The organism is Paenibacillus germinis, assembly GCF_013141785.1.
In the GTDB taxonomy this organism is placed as follows: Bacteria; Bacillota; Bacilli; order Paenibacillales; family NBRC-103111; genus Paenibacillus_E; species Paenibacillus_E phytorum.
The window spans coordinates 128941-146357 of record NZ_WHOC01000176.1 but is presented as its reverse complement, the minus strand read 5'-3'; the positions used below and the strand labels follow the sequence as shown (position 1 = coordinate 146357).

General features: G+C 45.1%; 12 protein-coding genes. 10 read left to right on the top strand and 2 right to left on the bottom strand.

Annotated features, from left to right (window positions below; all coding sequences use genetic code 11):
* Positions 1–10: 10 nt before the first annotated feature.
* Positions 11–955, top strand: a complete 945-nt coding sequence (locus tag GC102_RS34390; protein WP_171693500.1) for a carbohydrate ABC transporter permease — start codon at positions 11–13, stop codon at positions 953–955.
* Positions 956–1029: 74 nt separating this feature from the next.
* Positions 1030–2586 carry a DUF3502 domain-containing protein gene (locus tag GC102_RS40435; RefSeq protein WP_171693499.1) on the top strand — a complete coding sequence of 519 codons (1557 nt, stop codon included), beginning with the start codon at positions 1030–1032 and terminating at the stop codon, positions 2584–2586.
* Between the two features lie 146 nt (positions 2587–2732).
* Here GC102_RS40435 and GC102_RS34380 read toward each other — a convergent pair whose 3' ends face one another.
* Positions 2733–5090, bottom strand: coding sequence for a helix-turn-helix transcriptional regulator (locus tag GC102_RS34380; RefSeq protein ID WP_171693498.1), 2358 nt, complete (start codon positions 5088–5090; stop codon positions 2733–2735).
* Positions 5091–5377: 287 nt separating this feature from the next.
* Between GC102_RS34380 and GC102_RS34375 the strand changes: the two genes are divergently transcribed.
* Positions 5378–6475, top strand: a complete 1098-nt coding sequence (locus GC102_RS34375) for an SGNH/GDSL hydrolase family protein (protein ID WP_171693497.1) — start codon at positions 5378–5380, stop codon at positions 6473–6475.
* An 85-nt stretch (positions 6476–6560) separates the two neighbouring features.
* Here the strand turns inward: GC102_RS34375 and GC102_RS34370 are convergent, their stop codons facing one another.
* Positions 6561–7433 carry an AraC family transcriptional regulator gene (locus tag GC102_RS34370; RefSeq protein ID WP_171693496.1) on the bottom strand — a complete coding sequence of 291 codons (873 nt, stop codon included), beginning with the start codon at positions 7431–7433 and terminating at the stop codon, positions 6561–6563.
* Positions 7434–7545: 112 nt separating this feature from the next.
* On the opposite strand from GC102_RS34370, the gene GC102_RS34365 reads away from it, so the two are divergent.
* The 7 genes from GC102_RS34365 (at position 7546) to GC102_RS34335 (ending at position 17412) form a co-directional block, all read left to right on the top strand.
* Complete coding sequence (locus tag GC102_RS34365; RefSeq protein ID WP_171693495.1) at positions 7546–10017, top strand: beta-mannosidase; 2472 nt, start codon at positions 7546–7548, stop codon at positions 10015–10017.
* A 784-nt stretch (positions 10018–10801) separates the two neighbouring features.
* Positions 10802–11809, top strand: coding sequence for a LacI family DNA-binding transcriptional regulator (locus tag GC102_RS34360; RefSeq protein ID WP_171693494.1), 1008 nt, complete (start codon positions 10802–10804; stop codon positions 11807–11809).
* Positions 11799–12713: a ribokinase gene (gene rbsK, locus GC102_RS34355; protein ID WP_312883463.1), complete on the top strand. Its 915-nt coding sequence runs from the start codon at positions 11799–11801 to the stop codon at positions 12711–12713. The genes GC102_RS34360 and rbsK overlap by 11 nt, the downstream gene beginning before the upstream one ends.
* A gap of 32 nt (positions 12714–12745) precedes the next feature.
* Positions 12746–13810: a BMP family lipoprotein gene (locus tag GC102_RS34350; RefSeq protein WP_171693493.1), complete on the top strand. Its 1065-nt coding sequence runs from the start codon at positions 12746–12748 to the stop codon at positions 13808–13810.
* 27 nt (positions 13811–13837) lie between these two features.
* Positions 13838–15385 (top strand): ABC transporter ATP-binding protein, encoded by a 1548-nt coding sequence (locus GC102_RS34345; RefSeq protein ID WP_171693492.1) that lies wholly within the window; start codon positions 13838–13840, stop codon positions 15383–15385.
* Positions 15382–16440: an ABC transporter permease gene (locus GC102_RS34340; RefSeq protein WP_171693491.1), complete on the top strand. Its 1059-nt coding sequence runs from the start codon at positions 15382–15384 to the stop codon at positions 16438–16440. The genes GC102_RS34345 and GC102_RS34340 overlap by 4 nt, the downstream gene beginning before the upstream one ends.
* Positions 16441–17412 (top strand): ABC transporter permease, encoded by a 972-nt coding sequence (locus tag GC102_RS34335; protein WP_171693490.1) that lies wholly within the window; start codon positions 16441–16443, stop codon positions 17410–17412.
* Positions 17413–17417: the final 5 nt, after the last annotated feature.

Genomic DNA, 17417 nt, shown 5'->3' with positions numbered 1-17417 from the left:
AGAATGTAACATGAATCAACCACAGACTTCGATCTCTCATTCTACAAGTTCTTCTCGTTCTACATTATCATCCCGTTCAAGATTTTCCCTAGGGCGTTTCAGTATCCACAGTGTTTTTATCTTGGTGTGCATAGCTTGCTTATATCCATTTTTGATCATTGTAGGAACATCATTTCAGAGTGAAAATGACATTCTTACTTACGGATACACGATCATCCCAAAGCATTTCGATCTAACAGCGTATCGTGTGATTTTACACAATCCCGCAGTTTTACTGCAATCTTACCTAGTGACGATTTCTACAACAGTGATTGGGACGTTGGCGGGTTTGTGGATTACAACTAGTTTTGCTTTCGCTATTTCCAGAAAAGATTATCCATATCGAAGACAGCTTTCTTTCTATATATTTTTCACGATGCTGTTTCAGGGCGGTTTGGTTCCTTCTTACATTCTGATGGTGAGCTGGCTTGGTCTCAAAAATAGTGTACTGGCGCTTATTCTTCCGTTCTTGATCACTGGGTGGCATGTCTTGTTGATGAAGGGATTTCTGCAATCGCTTCCGGATGCTCTATTCGAATCAGCCAAATTGGACGGGGCGTCGGAGTTTACCATCTTCACCCGGATTGTTATTCCGCTTTCCAAACCGGCGCTTGCGACACTTGGATTGTTTCTGGTTTTGGAATATTGGAATGACTGGTGGCTCACACTGCTTTATATCGATGATGAAAGTAAGATGAAGCTGCAATATTTGTTGATTCGCGTTCTGCGAAATCTGGAGTTTCTGAATAGTGCAGAAGCCATGCAGTACGGTCTGGTTAAACCGGGACAGCAGGTGCCGAGTCTGGGTGCGCGAATGGCAATGTGTATGCTGGCTGCCGGGCCGATGTTGGTGGTATTTCCGTTCTTCCAGAAATATTTTGTACAGGGTCTGACGGTAGGCGCAGTCAAAGGGTAACATCAGTACATGGTTATTCATCCATGTCTCTGTTATATATAGATAATAACATTCATCTTAGGGAGGTTTTATTTGTGAGTCATGAAAAAAGCAAAGTAAGGAAAACGCTGAACGGAATCCTTTCGATGGGTCTGGTCGGCACAGTTGTTCTAAGTGGTTGCAGCTCAAATACGAAAGAAACGGGGGCAAGCGCGAGTCCATCGCAAGCAACGCCCAAAGCATCGGAAGTGGCTAGTTCTACGAAAGATTTGGTTAATCTGAGCTGGTATATGCGCAAACCGATCGATACGGAGAAAGATCAGGAAGCCATTGAGGCGGAAGCCAACAAAATCATCAAAGGCAGCATTAATGCGAATCTGCACATGAATTTCATCGACAATGCGAGTTGGGAAGACAAGATGAAATTGATGTCAGCTTCAGGCGAAGCATACGATATAGTATTTACTGCAAACTGGACCAATCCTTTTGACCTTAACGTGCAGAAAGGCGCCTTTTTGCCGCTTGATGATTTGCTGAAGAAATACGGACAGGACATTCTCAAGAAAGTAGACGAGCGAGCTTGGAAAGCGGTTACAGTTAATGGGAAGATCATGGCTATTCCCAGTCAATCTCCTTTCTCTACACCTTCCAGCTTTGTTTTCAAAAAGGATTTGGCGACCAAGTACAATCTGGATCATAAACAGGTAAAAACCATTCAAGATTTAGCGCCTTACCTGGAAACGATTAAAAAGAATGAACCAAACATAACCCCACTTCTTGTGACCAAAACGGTTCTGGCTCCAGCCATGTACGTTCCTGATTATACGCTAATAACCAAAGGCATATCTTACGATGAAAAGAACAGTAAAGTTATTTGGGAACTGGACATTCCTCAATATATTAACAACTATAGAACGATTCGCGAGTATTACCAGAAAGGCTATATAGCCAAAGACGCCGCGATCAAAACAGATTATACGGCCGAAGCGAAGTCTGGCAAATACGCGGTCATGCGCGATTCTGGCGGTTATACGGAGGATGGCTCGAAATCGACAGCGCTTTTTGGTTATCCAACCGTGGAATCGTTCGCCTATTCCCCAATCATTGGAACCGGTCATATGTTGGGCGCCGCATCGGCGATTAGTAAAACGTCTAAAAACCCGGAAAGAGCGATGCAACTGCTCAATCTGGTATGGAAAGACAAGAAGCTCTCCAATACGCTCGCTTATGGTTTAGATGGAAAGAACTATACGGTTAAATCGGGCGCTGGAACAGATAATCCTTCCATAGAAGCGAAGAGCGGTGCGGAGCAAACATGGGCGATCTGGCACAACTGGCTTGGGCCGTTATGGGATCAATGGGATTCCAACTGGAACACGACGGCGTCGCTTGCACAAATGCAGAAAAATAACAAGGAAGCGAAAACTTCCGCAACGCTAGGATTTCTTTTTAATGGAGAAGCAGTTAAGTCGGAAACCGCACAAGTGAATGCCGTATATGCCGAAATGTTTCCTATTCTGAATACAGGCTCGATGCCCGATTATGACAAGTTCCTTGCTGATATGAAGCAGCGCTTGAAAGATGCGGGAATGGAGAAAATTGTAGCGGAGGTGCAGAAGCAGCTAGACGCCTGGAAAGCGCAAAATAAGTAAATCTTCTTAGACACTGACGATGTCCTCTCTTTCTTGTGGAGGCCATCGTCAGATATATGTAAAGACATAGAATATACTTCGTCTAACAGGATTTCTGCCAACGTCCGCCAATGGAAAGTGTCAAAATGAGTATCGACTACTTGAAATCAATCGGTGTTGCGTAATTGGTTGATCTGATTTTTTAACGCATACTCTTTTGGTGTGACTCCAAAGCGTTTCTTAAATAAGCTGAAGAAATACGTTTCGTTTAATACACCGACTTTTTCAACGACTTCACGTACGCTAATCTCGCTTTTAGCAAGCAATTCTGCAGCTTTCGTCAATCTTGTCTCATTGATGAAATCGGCGACCGATACAGACAAGTCATCTTTAAACAGATTACCGAGACGTCTTGAAGTTATTTTCATCATCGAAGCGATCGAAGCTAGACATAGAGATGGATCGTCGTAATGCGTCCGAATGTAGTCAATAACCGCTTCTACGACATAATGGTTTAATTTATTCGTTGATTCGGAGGCTTCACCTTGAAACGAGTCTTTGATTGATCCGAGCATCGTTTCGTATATGTCGTTAATGGTCTCTTTCTCCATCAGATGAAGCAAGAGGGAGGAGAGGTCGATTAATAACGACGGTGTTAGTGAGTCTGTACTGGATTCGAGTGTCATCTTCGTCAGCTCTACGAGCCGAAACGTCGAAACAAGCGCATTGGAATAATTGAGTTCAGTGACCTCTTTGAACAGTAATTTCATTGTTTCTTCGATTGCCATCAAGTCGCGTTTACGAAGGGCTTCCTGTAGATGCACTTCCAGATGTTTAGAATAACCCGTTTTTTTGCTTCCCTCGTTATGACGGAAGGTATTGGTATCAATAATCGATTGGTGTCCGCAAATAAATCGGTAAATAGATTGATCCAGTGCTTTATTGTAGACGGTGTGCAGGGATTGGATATTTTCAGTTGTAGCGCTTATGGAAGCTGTAAAAGTAATTTTATAAAAACGATTCACAAATTGTTGGGCTTCTTTTAAAAGTGAGATCATGTCAGGTTCGAATTGTTCTTCTGGAGGTACGCTGACGATGATAACGACATGATCATCTTTTAAATCCAGTCCCTCGTTGATATAGGATTTGGAAACCAATTCAGAAACGATGTTAATCATGGCGAAGCGAATGGTTTCTTTATCTTTGGTGGAGAAGCTTTGCTGAAAATGTTTGTAATTATCGATTTTTAATAACAAGACAGCGTAGGAATGGTTTAACGGTAAAGTGATTTTCATTTCACGAAACATACTTGCCATTTCAACATTTCCTATATGTAAGCTTTCCGTGAGCAAACGATTTAGCCAGTAATGCTTCATTACGTCTCTGTATTGATATCTTTCTTTATCGTAGAGGTTCAATTGCTCCATAGATTGCTTATATACAAAGTCCAAGTAAGATATTTCGTCCCGGATTTCTTCCTTTTCATACTGATGTGCGCGTCCAGATGAAATGGTGCTCACCAAATTTCCGATTGGGCTATAGATCTTTCGGGAAACGCTTACAGAAACCACAACGGCCATAGCGAGGAAAATCAATGTAATCACCATGATACTGGTCTTGAAACTGTCAATATATCCGTAAACCTCCAGGGTAGGTTGAATCTTTAATAAGGTCATATTGATGCTATCGATATACGAGTATGTAACCAAGAACTGCGTCTCCTTGAAGCTGCTTTTAAAGAAACCTTCCGTTTCTGCTTGAGAATGGGAATTCTTATATTGCATAAACTCATTTTTCAACCAATTTAATTTATCTCTTTGTTCTATACCTTCATCCACATAATCGCCAAGCTGGTCGAGGATAAATATATTATCTCCCTTTTGATTATTGATCATATTGATTTGTTTGATGTTTTCAAGCAGCCATGAGGGTTTGACATTGATTACCACTGCACCGCTCGGTATTTGTTGATTCATTGTTGTTTCATACATGAAATAGGAGAATACAGGCTCACTTTCCGTTTTTCCATTCACCACCTTGTGAATATCGCGGAAAACTGGTTTCAATATGGGTATCAGCCGATCGGAATGAAATAAATCGAATAACATCGGATCATCGAAAAAAACAGGCGAACCTGCATTGTAAAATTGATTGAGCTTTTGATTATAAATACTTATGGAATGAACGTATTGGTTAGCGGATGTTACGGAATTACCAACGTTATTGATACGCGTGATCACATTGACCATATCTTCCTTTTCCGCATACATAATGGCATTTACATCACTGTTTAAATAAAGGGATTGCGTGAGTCTGCTAATAGTTTCATTCATGAGATTCGTATTGTACTTGACTTGATACAGTATTTTTTTGCTATTGTCATATTCCTTGTTAATCATCAAACTTTGTGCATTTAAATAAATGACGACAGAAAGGATACCTACAATCAACAGAACGGATGCGCTGCTCCACAATACCATTTTCAATAATAAGCCTTTGGCTCTCAAAAGTGTTCTTAGTTTCATGGTATTCTGTTTCTCCTTTACACCTAGTACCTTGTAGAAGTGAGAATAACTCATGAATCAGTAAAAGTAAACACTTATGCAAAAGTCAAAGGAATCGACATAAATTAAAGCTTAGATTCAAAAGAAGTCGTAGAATTTTTCAAATAAATGTAGGTACGGTTCATTGTACCAAATACGATGGTTCATTAAACTTTATCTACGAAGGAATGTACATAAAAAACGTTTTGTTTCTAAGAACGATGACATGGATCAGTTTAACGATTTTGAGAGGGAGAAAGGTGAGAGCTATGGACATTAACCAACATCGAAACGGCTTGTCAAAGGTATGGAATAAACTCGAACAGGGGCATTTGACTATAGGATTTATCGGAGGATCCATTACGGAGGATGGGAGAGCTGCGCACAATTGGCCCGAGCCCGTCACGCGTTGGTTCGTTGAATCGTTCCCGAATGCTCGCATAGCGGTAGAAAATGCAGCTATCGGCGCAACGGGAAGCGATCTTGCTGTGTTCCGGGCAGACCGCGATTTGATTGATCGTGCGTGTGATCTGGTTTTTATCGAATTTGCGGTGAATGACAATGGGACTCCTTCCGAGAGGAGAATGCGGGCAAGAGAAGGGTTGATCCGCAAGCTCTTGGCGGAGGGGCGAAGCAATCTAGTGATCGTGTACACGTATTGCCAGGACATGTACGATGCGATGTCCCGCAGCGAAGTACCAGCTTCGATCTTAGAGTTTGAACAATTGGCAGAACATTACGGAATCAGTTCGGTTTGGATGGGACTGCATGCATGGAACGAAGTCAAGAAAGGGCGGATGACCTGGGACGAATGGTTACCGGATGGCCTCCATCCTACCCACCGAGGCAGCTTGAGCTATGGTCAGAGTGTGATCTCCTTTTTGGAAAGAGAGCGGATAACTGCACCAAGCTTAGAAAGTGTCGACAAGGAGAAGCCACTTCCGACTCCGCTCAATCCATGTCACTGGGAGAACACCCAACTGCTGCCTTTTGAAGAGGTGCAGTTGGAAGGACCTTGGACGATAAGACGATCGACTGTTGTTCTGCCAAGGGTGGATCGGATATTGAGTACATCGGCAATAGGAGCAAAGCTCTCATTTTCATTTGTAGGAAGGGGGGTGGCACTAGCTTTTGATTTCGGTAAAAAGTCTGCGGAGTTCAGCTATCGGCTGGATGGAGCGGATGCCATCACTACCTGCCGGCAAAGACCGGATTGGTGTGGAGACGGAGGATGGTTTCAAATCTACTGGATAGCCGATGAGCTAAAGGAGGGAACGCACCATATCGAACTGGAGGTTGTCCATGGAAACCGTTTGGACTGCAAAGGGACGAATTTTCATTTGGGGTTAATTGGGATTTTGAAATGAAGAGAGGAATGTGATTAATGTGATGAAAAGAAAAGGGTTCTTTTTGTTATACATTAAAGCAACTGGAGTGACAGAAAACGATAAATTAATGGATCGTCTTTCGATACGCGCCTGGGGTTAATCCCTTGCGTTCCTGAAACGCTTTAAACAATGTTTTTCCTGAACCGTATCCCACTTCATAGGCGATGTCGGCAATGGTCATTTCGGTTGATACGAGCAAGGAGCAAGCGTGCCGGATGCGAATATCGTGGAGAAGCTGCACGAAATTTTGCCCGGCATGCTTTTTGATTTGTTCGCTTAAGTACGTTTCGTGAAAATGGAACTTCTCTGCTAGTGCAGATAAGGTAAGATGCTCGCGATAATGAATATGCATATAATAGATAACCGTCCAAACGATGTTCGGTCGTCCGCCTTTTTCTGTTGTTTGGACGGTCTTCGCCGTCTTCAATTCGTTGCGCAAACGGTCTATGTTTACCAATAGCTCGGTTAGCTTTGCCTTAAGTAAGGTTTCCCGCCATTTATCGCTCCTCTCATATTCGACCAATAGTTCCTGCAGCATACGGGTAAACTGATCGGCTGTCGGACCAGACAGATTAAGACTTGAAGGTCGGTCATCCTGCATGCTCAGGAGAATATCCATAAAACCTGGTTGATGCTCATTCGACGCTGTAAGTAGTTCCGCACTAAACATGCAGTTATACAGCCGCAAAGGGTAGCCCGGCTCTGCTTGCAACTGGTGAAATTGGTAGGGCAAAATCAATGTCAAGGTTCCCGGCTCCATCGGATGCGAGATGCCATTCACGGTTTCTGTTCCTCTTCCTTCGATGACGAAGGATATTTCGAGAAAGTCGTGTCGATGCGACGGGAAGACAGTGTCAATTTGATGAATGTCAATTGTAAAAGGAAAAGAAGAAAGCAATCGCGGATAGTCAGTCAAGTAAAACGGATAAATGGTCATAAAGAAATCTCCTTGCCGAAAATTAGGGATATCTTTCCGAAAAATGGTTACGATTTTTGATTGTTTTCATCTTACCATAGATATAAACCCAGAAGAACAAGGAGATGATGTGATGATTAGCATTCCGTTAAACGGCCTTTGGTCCATGAAACAGGCGGAGGATTCTGCATGGATTGAAGCATCAGTGCCAGGAACCGTATATTCTGATTTATTACGCGCCGGTCGCATGGAGGACCCTTATTATCGAGATAACCAGGATCAGGCGCTGGCACTGTCCGCTTTCGACTACGTATATGTAAGAGAATTCGAAGTGACAGATGAGGTGATGCGTTGTGATCTGGTGGTACTCCGATGCGAGGGATTGGACACGCTGGCGGAGGTCATCGTCAATGGACACAAGGTGGCGCTGACCGATAATATGCACCGCACTTATGAATTCAATGTGCGTGACTTGTTGAAAGAAGGAGCGAACAGGATTCAGGTTATACTCTATTCTCCCACGCGATATGTAGAGCAAAAGAACAATGAAACCCCCTTGTGGGGAGTGGTTGATGCCGTCGCCGGATTCCCGCATTTGCGAAAAGGTCACTCGATGTTCGGCTGGGACTGGGGTGCACAGCTGCCGGATGCAGGGATATGGCGCAATATCTCGATTCAAGCCTACGAAGGTGCACGATTTGAAGATGTACATATCCGGCAAACACATGTACACGAACGAGTTAACTTGCAAGTTAACATAGAGACGCAGACCTGGACGGATGAAAACATACGGGCAGAATTGACGGTGATGGATCCACAGGGTATGACGGTTATGATCAATCATTCTGACATGGGATCGCGAGAGCAGTCAGCCGTACAATTTGACGTGGATATCGTGAATCCGCAGCTTTGGTGGCCTAACGGCTACGGCGGCCAGCCACTTTATACCGTCAAGGTGCGTTTGATGCAGGGTGAACGCGAACTGGATCAGAAACAGTATCGAATTGGGTTGCGAACGTTAGGTGTGAAACGTGAGCCGGATGAATGGGGCGAGGGCTTCGCGATTGAAGTCAACGGCATCGCCATTTTTGCCCAAGGGGCGAATTATATTCCGGAGGATCATATTCTTGCACGTTACTCCGTGCAAAGAACGGAACGGCTTATTCAGGACTGTGTCCTCGCAAATTTCAATTGTATCCGCGTTTGGGGCGGTGGCATTTATCCGAGTGACGAATTTTACGATCTGTGCGACAAGTATGGCTTGGTGGTATGGCAGGATTTCATGTTTGGTTGCGCCATTTACGAAATGAACGAAGCTTTTGCAGACACGATTCGGCATGAGGTCATTGACAACGTGAAACGAATTCGCCATCATGCGAGTTTGGGGCTGTGGTGTGGCAACAATGAAATGGAATGGGGCTGGGCGGACTGGGAAATTCCCAAAACGCCGCAGCTGCGCACGGATTATATTAAGCAATTCGAAATACTGCTTGCCGATTTGGTTAAGCAGCACGACCCGCAGCGTTTCTATTGGCCGTCATCGCCATCCTCTGGTGGCCACTTCGATCGGCCTAACGATGAAAATCGCGGCGATGTGCATTATTGGGAAGTATGGCATAGCTTAAAGCCGTTTACCGAATACCGCAAATTTCATTTTAGATTTTGCTCTGAGTTCGGTTTTCAATCTTTTCCCAGCATCAAAACGGTGGAAACTTTCACAGAGCCAGAGGATCGAAATATTTTCTCCTATGTGATGGAAAAACACCAGAAAAACGGAGCGGCAAACGGTAAAATATTGTACTATTTATCGGAGAATTTTCAATATCCGAAAGACTTCGCCTCTATGCTGTATGCTTCGCAAATTTTACAGGCAGAAGCGATCAAATATGGGGTGGAGCACTGGCGTAGACATCGTGGGCGGTGCATGGGTTCGATCTATTGGCAGCTAAACGATTGCTGGCCGGTGGCTTCATGGTCAAGTCTGGACTATTACGGTCGATGGAAGGCGCTTCATTACTTTGCCAAACGGTTTTACGCTCCCGTGCTGCTTTCTGCTTGCGAAGAAGGAACTCGGGTGGAGCTTCACGTGACGAACGAGACCATGGAGCCTGTCTCAGGACGGATTCAATGGAGATTAAGAGATTACGACGGTCGGGTTCATCGGGAAGACACCGTAGAAGCAGCAGTGGAAGCTTTGCAGTCCGGCTTATTCGCTACGCTCGACTTCAGCGACGAACTTACCTTAGAGGAAACGAAGAGACAGACATATTTGGAGTTTAGTTTCTGGATAGACGATCGTGAAGTCAGTTCCGGGACGGTTTTGTTTACGAAAGCTAAGCATTTCGCATTCGCTGCTCCAGGCATTACTTGGGATGCCCAGGAATCAGAAGGAGAATATATCGTTAACTTACAGTCGCAGACTTTTGCGAAATATATTGGCTTGGAGCTGGTTGAAGCAGATTGCATATTCGACGACAATTATTTTGATCTGTCCCCTGGCGTCGTCAAACAAGTGCGAGTAGCGTTCGATCGAATGAGTGAAAAGCTGACGTTGCAGCAGTTCAAGGAGCAGCTCCGAGTATTGAGCTTGTATGATTTAAGCTAGTTCTAGCGAATTTATGTCATCTCCTACCACCTCTGAATTAAATACCAATTTACACATTCGCTTAAAGCTAAATTAAAGATGTGAAAATTTAAAGCCTTTGCGAGATTAACTCGCGAGGCTCTTTTTTTACATAAAAGGCGAAGCTCCCCCTATTTAGCTATGTAAGATATAGATTTTGCTCAGTTGAGTGAGATTGTGTATAGTCTCTGAATTATTCGGTAAGTGACTATGTATTTTTGTGATTTATTTTCTGTTTTGTGGGAGAAATTGGGAAAGTAGGAAGGCGAGTTGTACAGAGTGCAACAATATCCTTGATTTCCACTGGGCAAGCTAAGGATGTTGTATACTGTACAACAATTTAGCCTTTAATCATGCTATACCTCTGCTTTTGGATGAAAATGTTGTATTTTTAACAGCATTCGCCGAGAAAACTTGGATAAGCCCTCCTGTAGTTGTAAAAAATACAACATTACACAGATAAGTAAGTGAATGTTTAAACATATACGTGTTAGGCCTAGTTTGCTTTGCAACTCTCAGGACTATTCGCATCTCAGCTATTTTTTTCTTGACACTTTTTTAAAAATGAGGATATAATAAAAACAGAAAACATGTAACCGGTTACACATTATTAGTTACATCAAGATTTCCGGTGCGAATTTTCTCCGTAATGACTGATAATAATAGAGATATAGGAAAATATCGGATATGTGTAACCGTTTCCCTACATGCCATAAATTGGTTTGTGAATTAGGTTGCTCGCATCATTAGGAGTGGGTAGTAACAAGTGGCAACGATTAGAGATGTCGCGAAATTGGCTGGGGTTTCGGTAGCGACGATTTCCCGTTATATCAACAAAAACGGGTATGTGAACGAAGATACCAAGCTAAGAGTGGAGCAAGCGATTAAGACGCTGCAGTATGAGCCTAACGCGATAGCGAGAGGGCTAGCGGGAAGGAAAACAGGGACGATCGCTCTTATCTTTCCCGATATTACGAATCCATTCTTTGCTGAACTAGCCAGAGCTGTAGAAGATGTGGCGCGGATGTACGGGTACACGGTTATCTTATGTAACTCGGACAATCAGGCGGACAAGGAACAAACGTACATTAAGGTGCTGAAGCAGCGTTATGTGGATGGTATTTTGTTCGCCTCATACAACCTTCGCTCTGATGATGTAGAAGCGCTCAAAAGTGAAAAGATTCCGCTTGTCATGCTCGACAGAGCGCCGCGAGATGCTTCCTGCTCAATCGTGAGCTCGAAGCATTTGGAGGGAGCTCAGATGGCTGTGCAGCACCTGATGGATGTGGGCTGCAAGAAGATCGCTCACATTTATGGTCCGCAAGAGACTGTGACAGGGAGAGAACGGTTCATGGGATACGAACAATCCGTGAAGAATCTTCCTTGGTACTCACCAAGTCTGGTAGAGCCCGGCTACTTCCGCGTTGATGGCGGGATGGCCGCTGTAGAGAATTTGATGCAGCGTCATCCGGATATCGACGGTATTTTTGCCGGCAACGACACGATGGCGGTCGGAGCGCTGAAAAAGCTTCAGCGTTTGGGGCTGCGCGTGCCGGATCAAGTAGCGTTGGTCGGGTTTGACGGTATTGATTTAACACTCATCGTCGAACCGGAAATCACAACGGTTGCCCAACCTATTTACGACATGGGCATGCTATCAACGAGACTATTGATCAAAAAGATTGAAGGCGACATCCAAGAAGAGCAGACACATCTGTTTGATGTGACTCTCATACAAAGAGGATCGACAGAAAGGAAAAGAAATGATGAATAAACCCCGTATTGTGGTTATCGGGAGCTTGAATATGGACATTGTAGTGGAAACGTCTCGATTTCCGCGTGTTGGGGAAACACTGACAGGCGAGCATGTCCACTTTATACCAGGCGGTAAAGGCGCGAATCAGGCTGTAGCTGCTGCGAGGTTAGGCGGTCAGACGACGATGATCGGCTCCGTCGGAGACGATATGTTCGGACAATCGCTCATTGAATCGCTTCAGCAGGATGCGATTTCCACAGATCACGTCATTCGGATCGCGGGAACCCCGACAGGAATCGCCTCCATCATGCTTGCCGAATCAGACAACCAGATTGTAGTCGTTCCGGGGGCAAACGCAAGCTGTTTGCCAGAACATATTCAAGCAGTGGAGCAAGTCATCGCGGAGCATGATATCGTGCTTGTGCAATTGGAAATTCCGCTTGAAACGGCTTCAGCCGTTTGCCAGTTAGCAAAGAAGTTAGGCAAGACCGTTATTCTGAATCCAGCACCTGCGCGCGAGCTGCCGGAGGCCATGCTGAAATGCGTGGACTATATAACGCCGAACCGCTTAGAGCTAGCGACGCTCACGGGCATCGATGCTTCTGGCGATCAGCTGCAGACAGCTATGGAAGCCTTGCTTGAGATGGGACCGAGCTGTGTCATAACGACGCTCGGCGAGGAAGGCTCTGCCTTTCTTCGTAAAGGAGAAACACTTATGAAAGTTCCGGCTTATCGTGTTCCTGTTGTTGATACGACTGGAGCTGGTGACGCCTATAACGGTGGACTAGCCTATGCGCTGGCCGCGGGCAGTGAGTTGAAAGAGGCAGTAGCTTTCGCCTGTAAGGTGTCTGCGAAGTCCGTAACAAAGCTCGGCGCACAAGCTGGCATGCCGACCCAGGAAGATTTAAAAACACTTAACTAATCAATAAGATAATCCTAAGGGGGATTTACACGATGAAAAAAAGATTAGGAATCACTGCCTTATTGTTACTGTCCGTATTGGTATTTTTAGCAGGTTGTGGGATGTCAAACACATCGACAAGCACGCCAGGCGCAGCAGGTACACCTGCTGCGGGCAAGAAAATTAATGCTGTATACTTCGTGAACGGTACGCTTGGCGATAAAGGATTTTTCGACTCTGCACAAAGAGGCGTGAAGCAAGCTGGTGAAACACTAGGCATGACAGTGAAAACCGTTGAAGGCGGCACGAACCAAGCTGACTGGCCTTCAGGACTAGAATCACTCGCTTCCAGCGGGAAATATGACGTGATTGTCCTTGGGACAAGCCAAATGACAGACATCATCAAAGATGTGGCGAAGCGTTACGAGAAACAGAAGTTTATTTTCTTCGATGAAGCCATTACAGGACTTCCGAATGTGTACTCCATGACTTACTCGCAAAATGAAGGTTCCTTCATGGCAGGAGCATTTGCAGCATTGGTTACGACAAGCACGGAACTGAAAGGTGCAAATCCAGAAAAAGTGATCGGCTTTATCGGCGGTATGGACATTCCAATTATTAATGACTTTAAAGCGGGCTATGAGCAAGGCGCGAAATACGTGGATCCTGCAATTACGGTTGTTGCTTCTTATGTTGGCGACTTTGCAAACGCTCCCAAAGGTAAAGAACTTGCACTAGCTCAGTATAATTCGCAAAAAGTAGATATCGCATTCAACGTAGCAGGAGGAGCTGGACTTGGCCTTCTGGAAGCCGGTAATTCTTTGGGTAAATATTCGATCGGTGTAGACTCCAACCAAAACGGTCTGTATCCGGGCAGTGTGTTAACTTCCATGGTAAAAGCCATTGACAACTCGGTTCTACGTGCATTGACTTTGTTCAGTCAAGATAGACTGGGATTCGGCAAGAATGAAGTGTTAGGTATTAAAGAAGGCGGCGTAGGCTTGGCGAAAGACGAATTGTACAGCAAACATGTTCCTAAAGCTATGCAAGATAAGATCATGGACATCGAGCAGAAGTTAAACAAAGGCGAAATCAAAGTGATATCCACTTTGAAATAAGCCGGTAACGAGGGGGGAAACGTATCCATGGCGATTTTGCTGGAGATGAAAGACATCCATAAAACTTACCCCAATGGTACGAAAGCGAACCGTGGTGTGGATTTAACAATACATGAGGGCGAGATTCATGCACTAGTCGGCGAGAATGGAGCTGGCAAATCAACGCTTATGAAAATATTGTTCGGACTAGAGGCACCGACAAGCGGATCCATCCTTTATAAGGGCCAACCGCTTCGTTTCCAAGGACCGAAAGATGCGATTAAGCAAGGGATGGGCATGGTGCACCAACATTTCATGCTTGTCCCCTCGCTCACGGTTTCGGAAAACATCGTGCTTGGTGAGGAGCCAGTCAAAGGGCTTTTCTCCCTCGTACGAGATCGTGCTAAGGAGCTTTCCGAAATTGAAAAATTGATTGAAACTTTCAAGCTGAAGGTTGATCCTCGTGCAACGGTTGAAACGATATCCGTTGGGCAAAAACAACGTGTGGAAATTATCAAGGTACTGTATCGCGGCGCACGCCTCATTATTCTTGATGAACCTACGGCTGTCTTAACTCCCCAGGAAACCGATGAGCTGTTTGAATCGATCCAGACACTGGTACGACAAGGCTATACAATCATTTTCATTACGCATAAACTGCGCGAAGTGATGGAAATATCCAATCGTGTCACGGTGCTTAAAGCGGGGAAAACGATCACGACACTGCTCACCAAGGAAACGAATCCGGAAGAAATTTCGAGACTCATGGTTGGCAGGGAAGTATTATTCCGCGTCGAGAAGCAGCCTTCCGAACCTAAAGAAACTGTATTGTCAGCTAAGAATCTGTGCGCTTCTGATGACAAAGGAGCACCGGCGCTTCGTGGTATTTCGCTCGATATTCGGGCTGGCGAGGTTGTGGGAATCGCAGGCGTGGAAGGGAACGGACAAACGGAACTGGTAGAAACGATCACGGGTATGCGAAAAGCAACGTCAGGTACAATCAGCTATTTTGGCGAGGAACTGATCGGAAAAAGCGTTGCACAAATTCGCGCGATGAAAATCGGGCACGTACCTGAAGACCGACAAACGACGGGGGCCAGTTTAACGTCGACCATTGCCGAAAACTTAATTCTTGACCATTACCGGAATCCGGAATTCCGACGGGGACCTTTTCTGAATAAAAAGAAAATCAAGGAATTTGCAAAAGTGATGATGGATGTTTACGACGTACGTGCTCAAAACGAGGACGTAATGGCCGGAGCTTTATCCGGGGGTAACTTGCAAAAAGTGGTAATCGCCCGAGAGATTTCGAAAAATCCAAAGCTTCTGATCGCTTCGCAGCCAACCCGGGGGGTAGATATCGGAGCCATCGAATCTATTCATCGCGAGATTATCAAAAGGCGGGATGGTGGTGCGGCAGTGCTGCTCGTTTCAGCTGAATTATCAGAAGTCATGGGCTTAAGCGATCGGATTGCCGTTATGTACAATGGTAAAATAGTTGCCGTTCTTGATAATCATGATGGGCTGACAGAAGAGGAACTCGGCCATTATATGTTGGGGATCAAGAATCAGGAAAGGAAAGAGGCGCTCCAATGAATACAAGACAAGCTATCTATTTGGAAATCACAGGTATCATTGCCGCAGCTATCATGGCGATCCTTTGCGGATTCATCGTGATCTTGTTCTCCAGCCAAAATCCGATTGAGGCGATCAGTTCTTTTCTGGGCGGCCCGCTTTCAGGGGCGTTCAATATCGGCACCATTTTGAATAAAGCCGTTCCCCTGATTTTGACGGGATTGGCGCTGTCTGTTGTCTTTCAGAGCGGTGTATTCAGCATGGGGGCAGAAGGTCAGCTATACGTTGGGGCTTTCGTAGGTTCTCTAGTCGCTGTCTATGTACACGGATTACCGGCATGGATTTTGCTTCCCCTAGTGCTCATAAGTGCAATGGCAGGCGGGGCGCTATATGGTGCGATACCGGGCTGGCTCAAGACCAAATGGAATGCGAATGAGATTGTTACCACGCTGATGATGAACTTCGTCGCAATTTTGACCACCTCGTTTTTGGTCAACAACGTATTCAAAGATTCGGCTAGCGGTGGCTTCGCTCGCATGCATTATGTGGATCCAGGTGCAAAGTTGGGTAAAATATTCACAGGGTTCCCGGCACACTATGGAGTGGTAGTAGCACTGCTGGCGGCTGTAGTTGTGTATCTCTTTATGTACAAAACGAGATCGGGGTATGAGCTGCGTTTAGTAGGTAAAAACAGCCGATTCGCGGATTACGGCGGTATCTCAACGAAACGCGTTGTGATTGTAAGTGTGATGATCAGCGGAGCGCTTGCTGGACTCGCTGGTATTGTTGAAATCCTGGGTGTACATGGCACTTATAAAGATAATTTCTCATCAGGACTAGGTTTCGATGGGATTATCATTGCTCTGCTTGCAAGAAATCATCCGATTGGCGTAGTGGCTGTTAGTTTGTTCTATGCTTACCTTCAAGTAGGTGCTGCCTCCATGCAAGTTGGAAGCGATATGCCGCGTGAGCTGGCCATTATTATTCAAGTTATGTTGGTCTTATTCGTTTCTTCGCAAGCGATCTTTGCCTATTTGAAACAAAAATTCGTCCTGCGGCAAAAGGCGGTGAACTAAATGCTATCAGCTCTTTGGTCACAAATTATCGACTTATCTCTGTTTGTTATACTGCTCAGATTCACAACACCGATTTTGCTCTCGGCTTTAGGCGGACTTATCGCCGATGTCGCAGGCGTCATCAATATCGGTTTGGAAGGTTTGATGCTAATCTCAGCGTTTAGCGCCATTGCCGTTGGTTCTGTAACGGATAGTTGGGTTCTCGGTTTGGTTGCAGGAGTCGCGTCTTCCATGCTCGTTTGTTACGGGATGGGGTTCTTCTCACTCAAACTGAAAGTGGATATGATCATTACCGGCTTTGCCGTGAATATTTTGGGTTCGGGCTTGACGATTTTCCTTATGAACAAAATTTTCGGAGTGACAGGCAACTACTCACCTTCTGGCTTACAGAATATTCCCGTTGTTCGTATACCGTTTATTGATACGATTCCTTTCTTGAATAAGCTGCTTAGCGGGCATAGTCTTATGACCTGGATCGCTTTCTTATCTGTACTGTTATGTGTGTTTATTCTGTACAAAACACCATACGGTGTTCACCTCCGTTCCGTTGGTGAAGCACCGCAAGCGGCCAAATCGCTAGGTATTTCCGTAAATCGCATTCAATATTCGGCGCTTGCTTGGAGCGGATTGTTTACGGGTTTAGCCGGCGCTTACTTATCTATGGGTATGACGAGTATGTTCGTTAAAGATATGACAGCAGGCACAGGCTTCCTGGCACTTGCCGTCGTTTTACTCGGGAACCGCAACCCAGTTGGAATCTTGTTCGGCTCGCTGATCTTCGGCTTAGCTAGCGCGATCGCCACCGTTGTCCAAACGATTCCGGGCAGTAAAGTACCGAGTCAATTTATCCAAATGATTCCTTATCTCGTAACCATTGCAGCACTTGTATTCTTTGCCATTCGCAAGAAGAAAAAGCTGAACGATGCGCTAAGGGCGCAGGCCGAAGGGGCAGTGAAAATTGCTGCGGCTTAAGAAAA

Bases quoted from the DNA above. Each gene is read 5' to 3' on its own strand.
- GC102_RS34390 (WP_171693500.1), top strand. From the start codon at position 11: ATGAATCAACCACAGACTTCGATCTCTCATTCTACAAGTTCTTCTCGT.
- GC102_RS34380 (WP_171693498.1), bottom strand. From the start codon at position 5,090: ATGAAACTAAGAACACTTTTGAGAGCCAAAGGCTTATTATTGAAAATG.
- GC102_RS34375 (WP_171693497.1), top strand. From the start codon at position 5,378: ATGGACATTAACCAACATCGAAACGGCTTGTCAAAGGTATGGAATAAA.
- GC102_RS34370 (WP_171693496.1), bottom strand. From the start codon at position 7,433: ATGACCATTTATCCGTTTTACTTGACTGACTATCCGCGATTGCTTTCT.
- GC102_RS34365 (WP_171693495.1), top strand. From the start codon at position 7,546: ATGATTAGCATTCCGTTAAACGGCCTTTGGTCCATGAAACAGGCGGAG.
- rbsK (WP_312883463.1), top strand. From the start codon at position 11,799: ATGATGAATAAACCCCGTATTGTGGTTATCGGGAGCTTGAATATGGAC.
- GC102_RS34350 (WP_171693493.1), top strand. From the start codon at position 12,746: ATGAAAAAAAGATTAGGAATCACTGCCTTATTGTTACTGTCCGTATTG.
- GC102_RS34345 (WP_171693492.1), top strand. From the start codon at position 13,838: ATGGCGATTTTGCTGGAGATGAAAGACATCCATAAAACTTACCCCAAT.
- GC102_RS34340 (WP_171693491.1), top strand. From the start codon at position 15,382: ATGAATACAAGACAAGCTATCTATTTGGAAATCACAGGTATCATTGCC.
- GC102_RS34335 (WP_171693490.1), top strand. From the start codon at position 16,441: ATGCTATCAGCTCTTTGGTCACAAATTATCGACTTATCTCTGTTTGTT.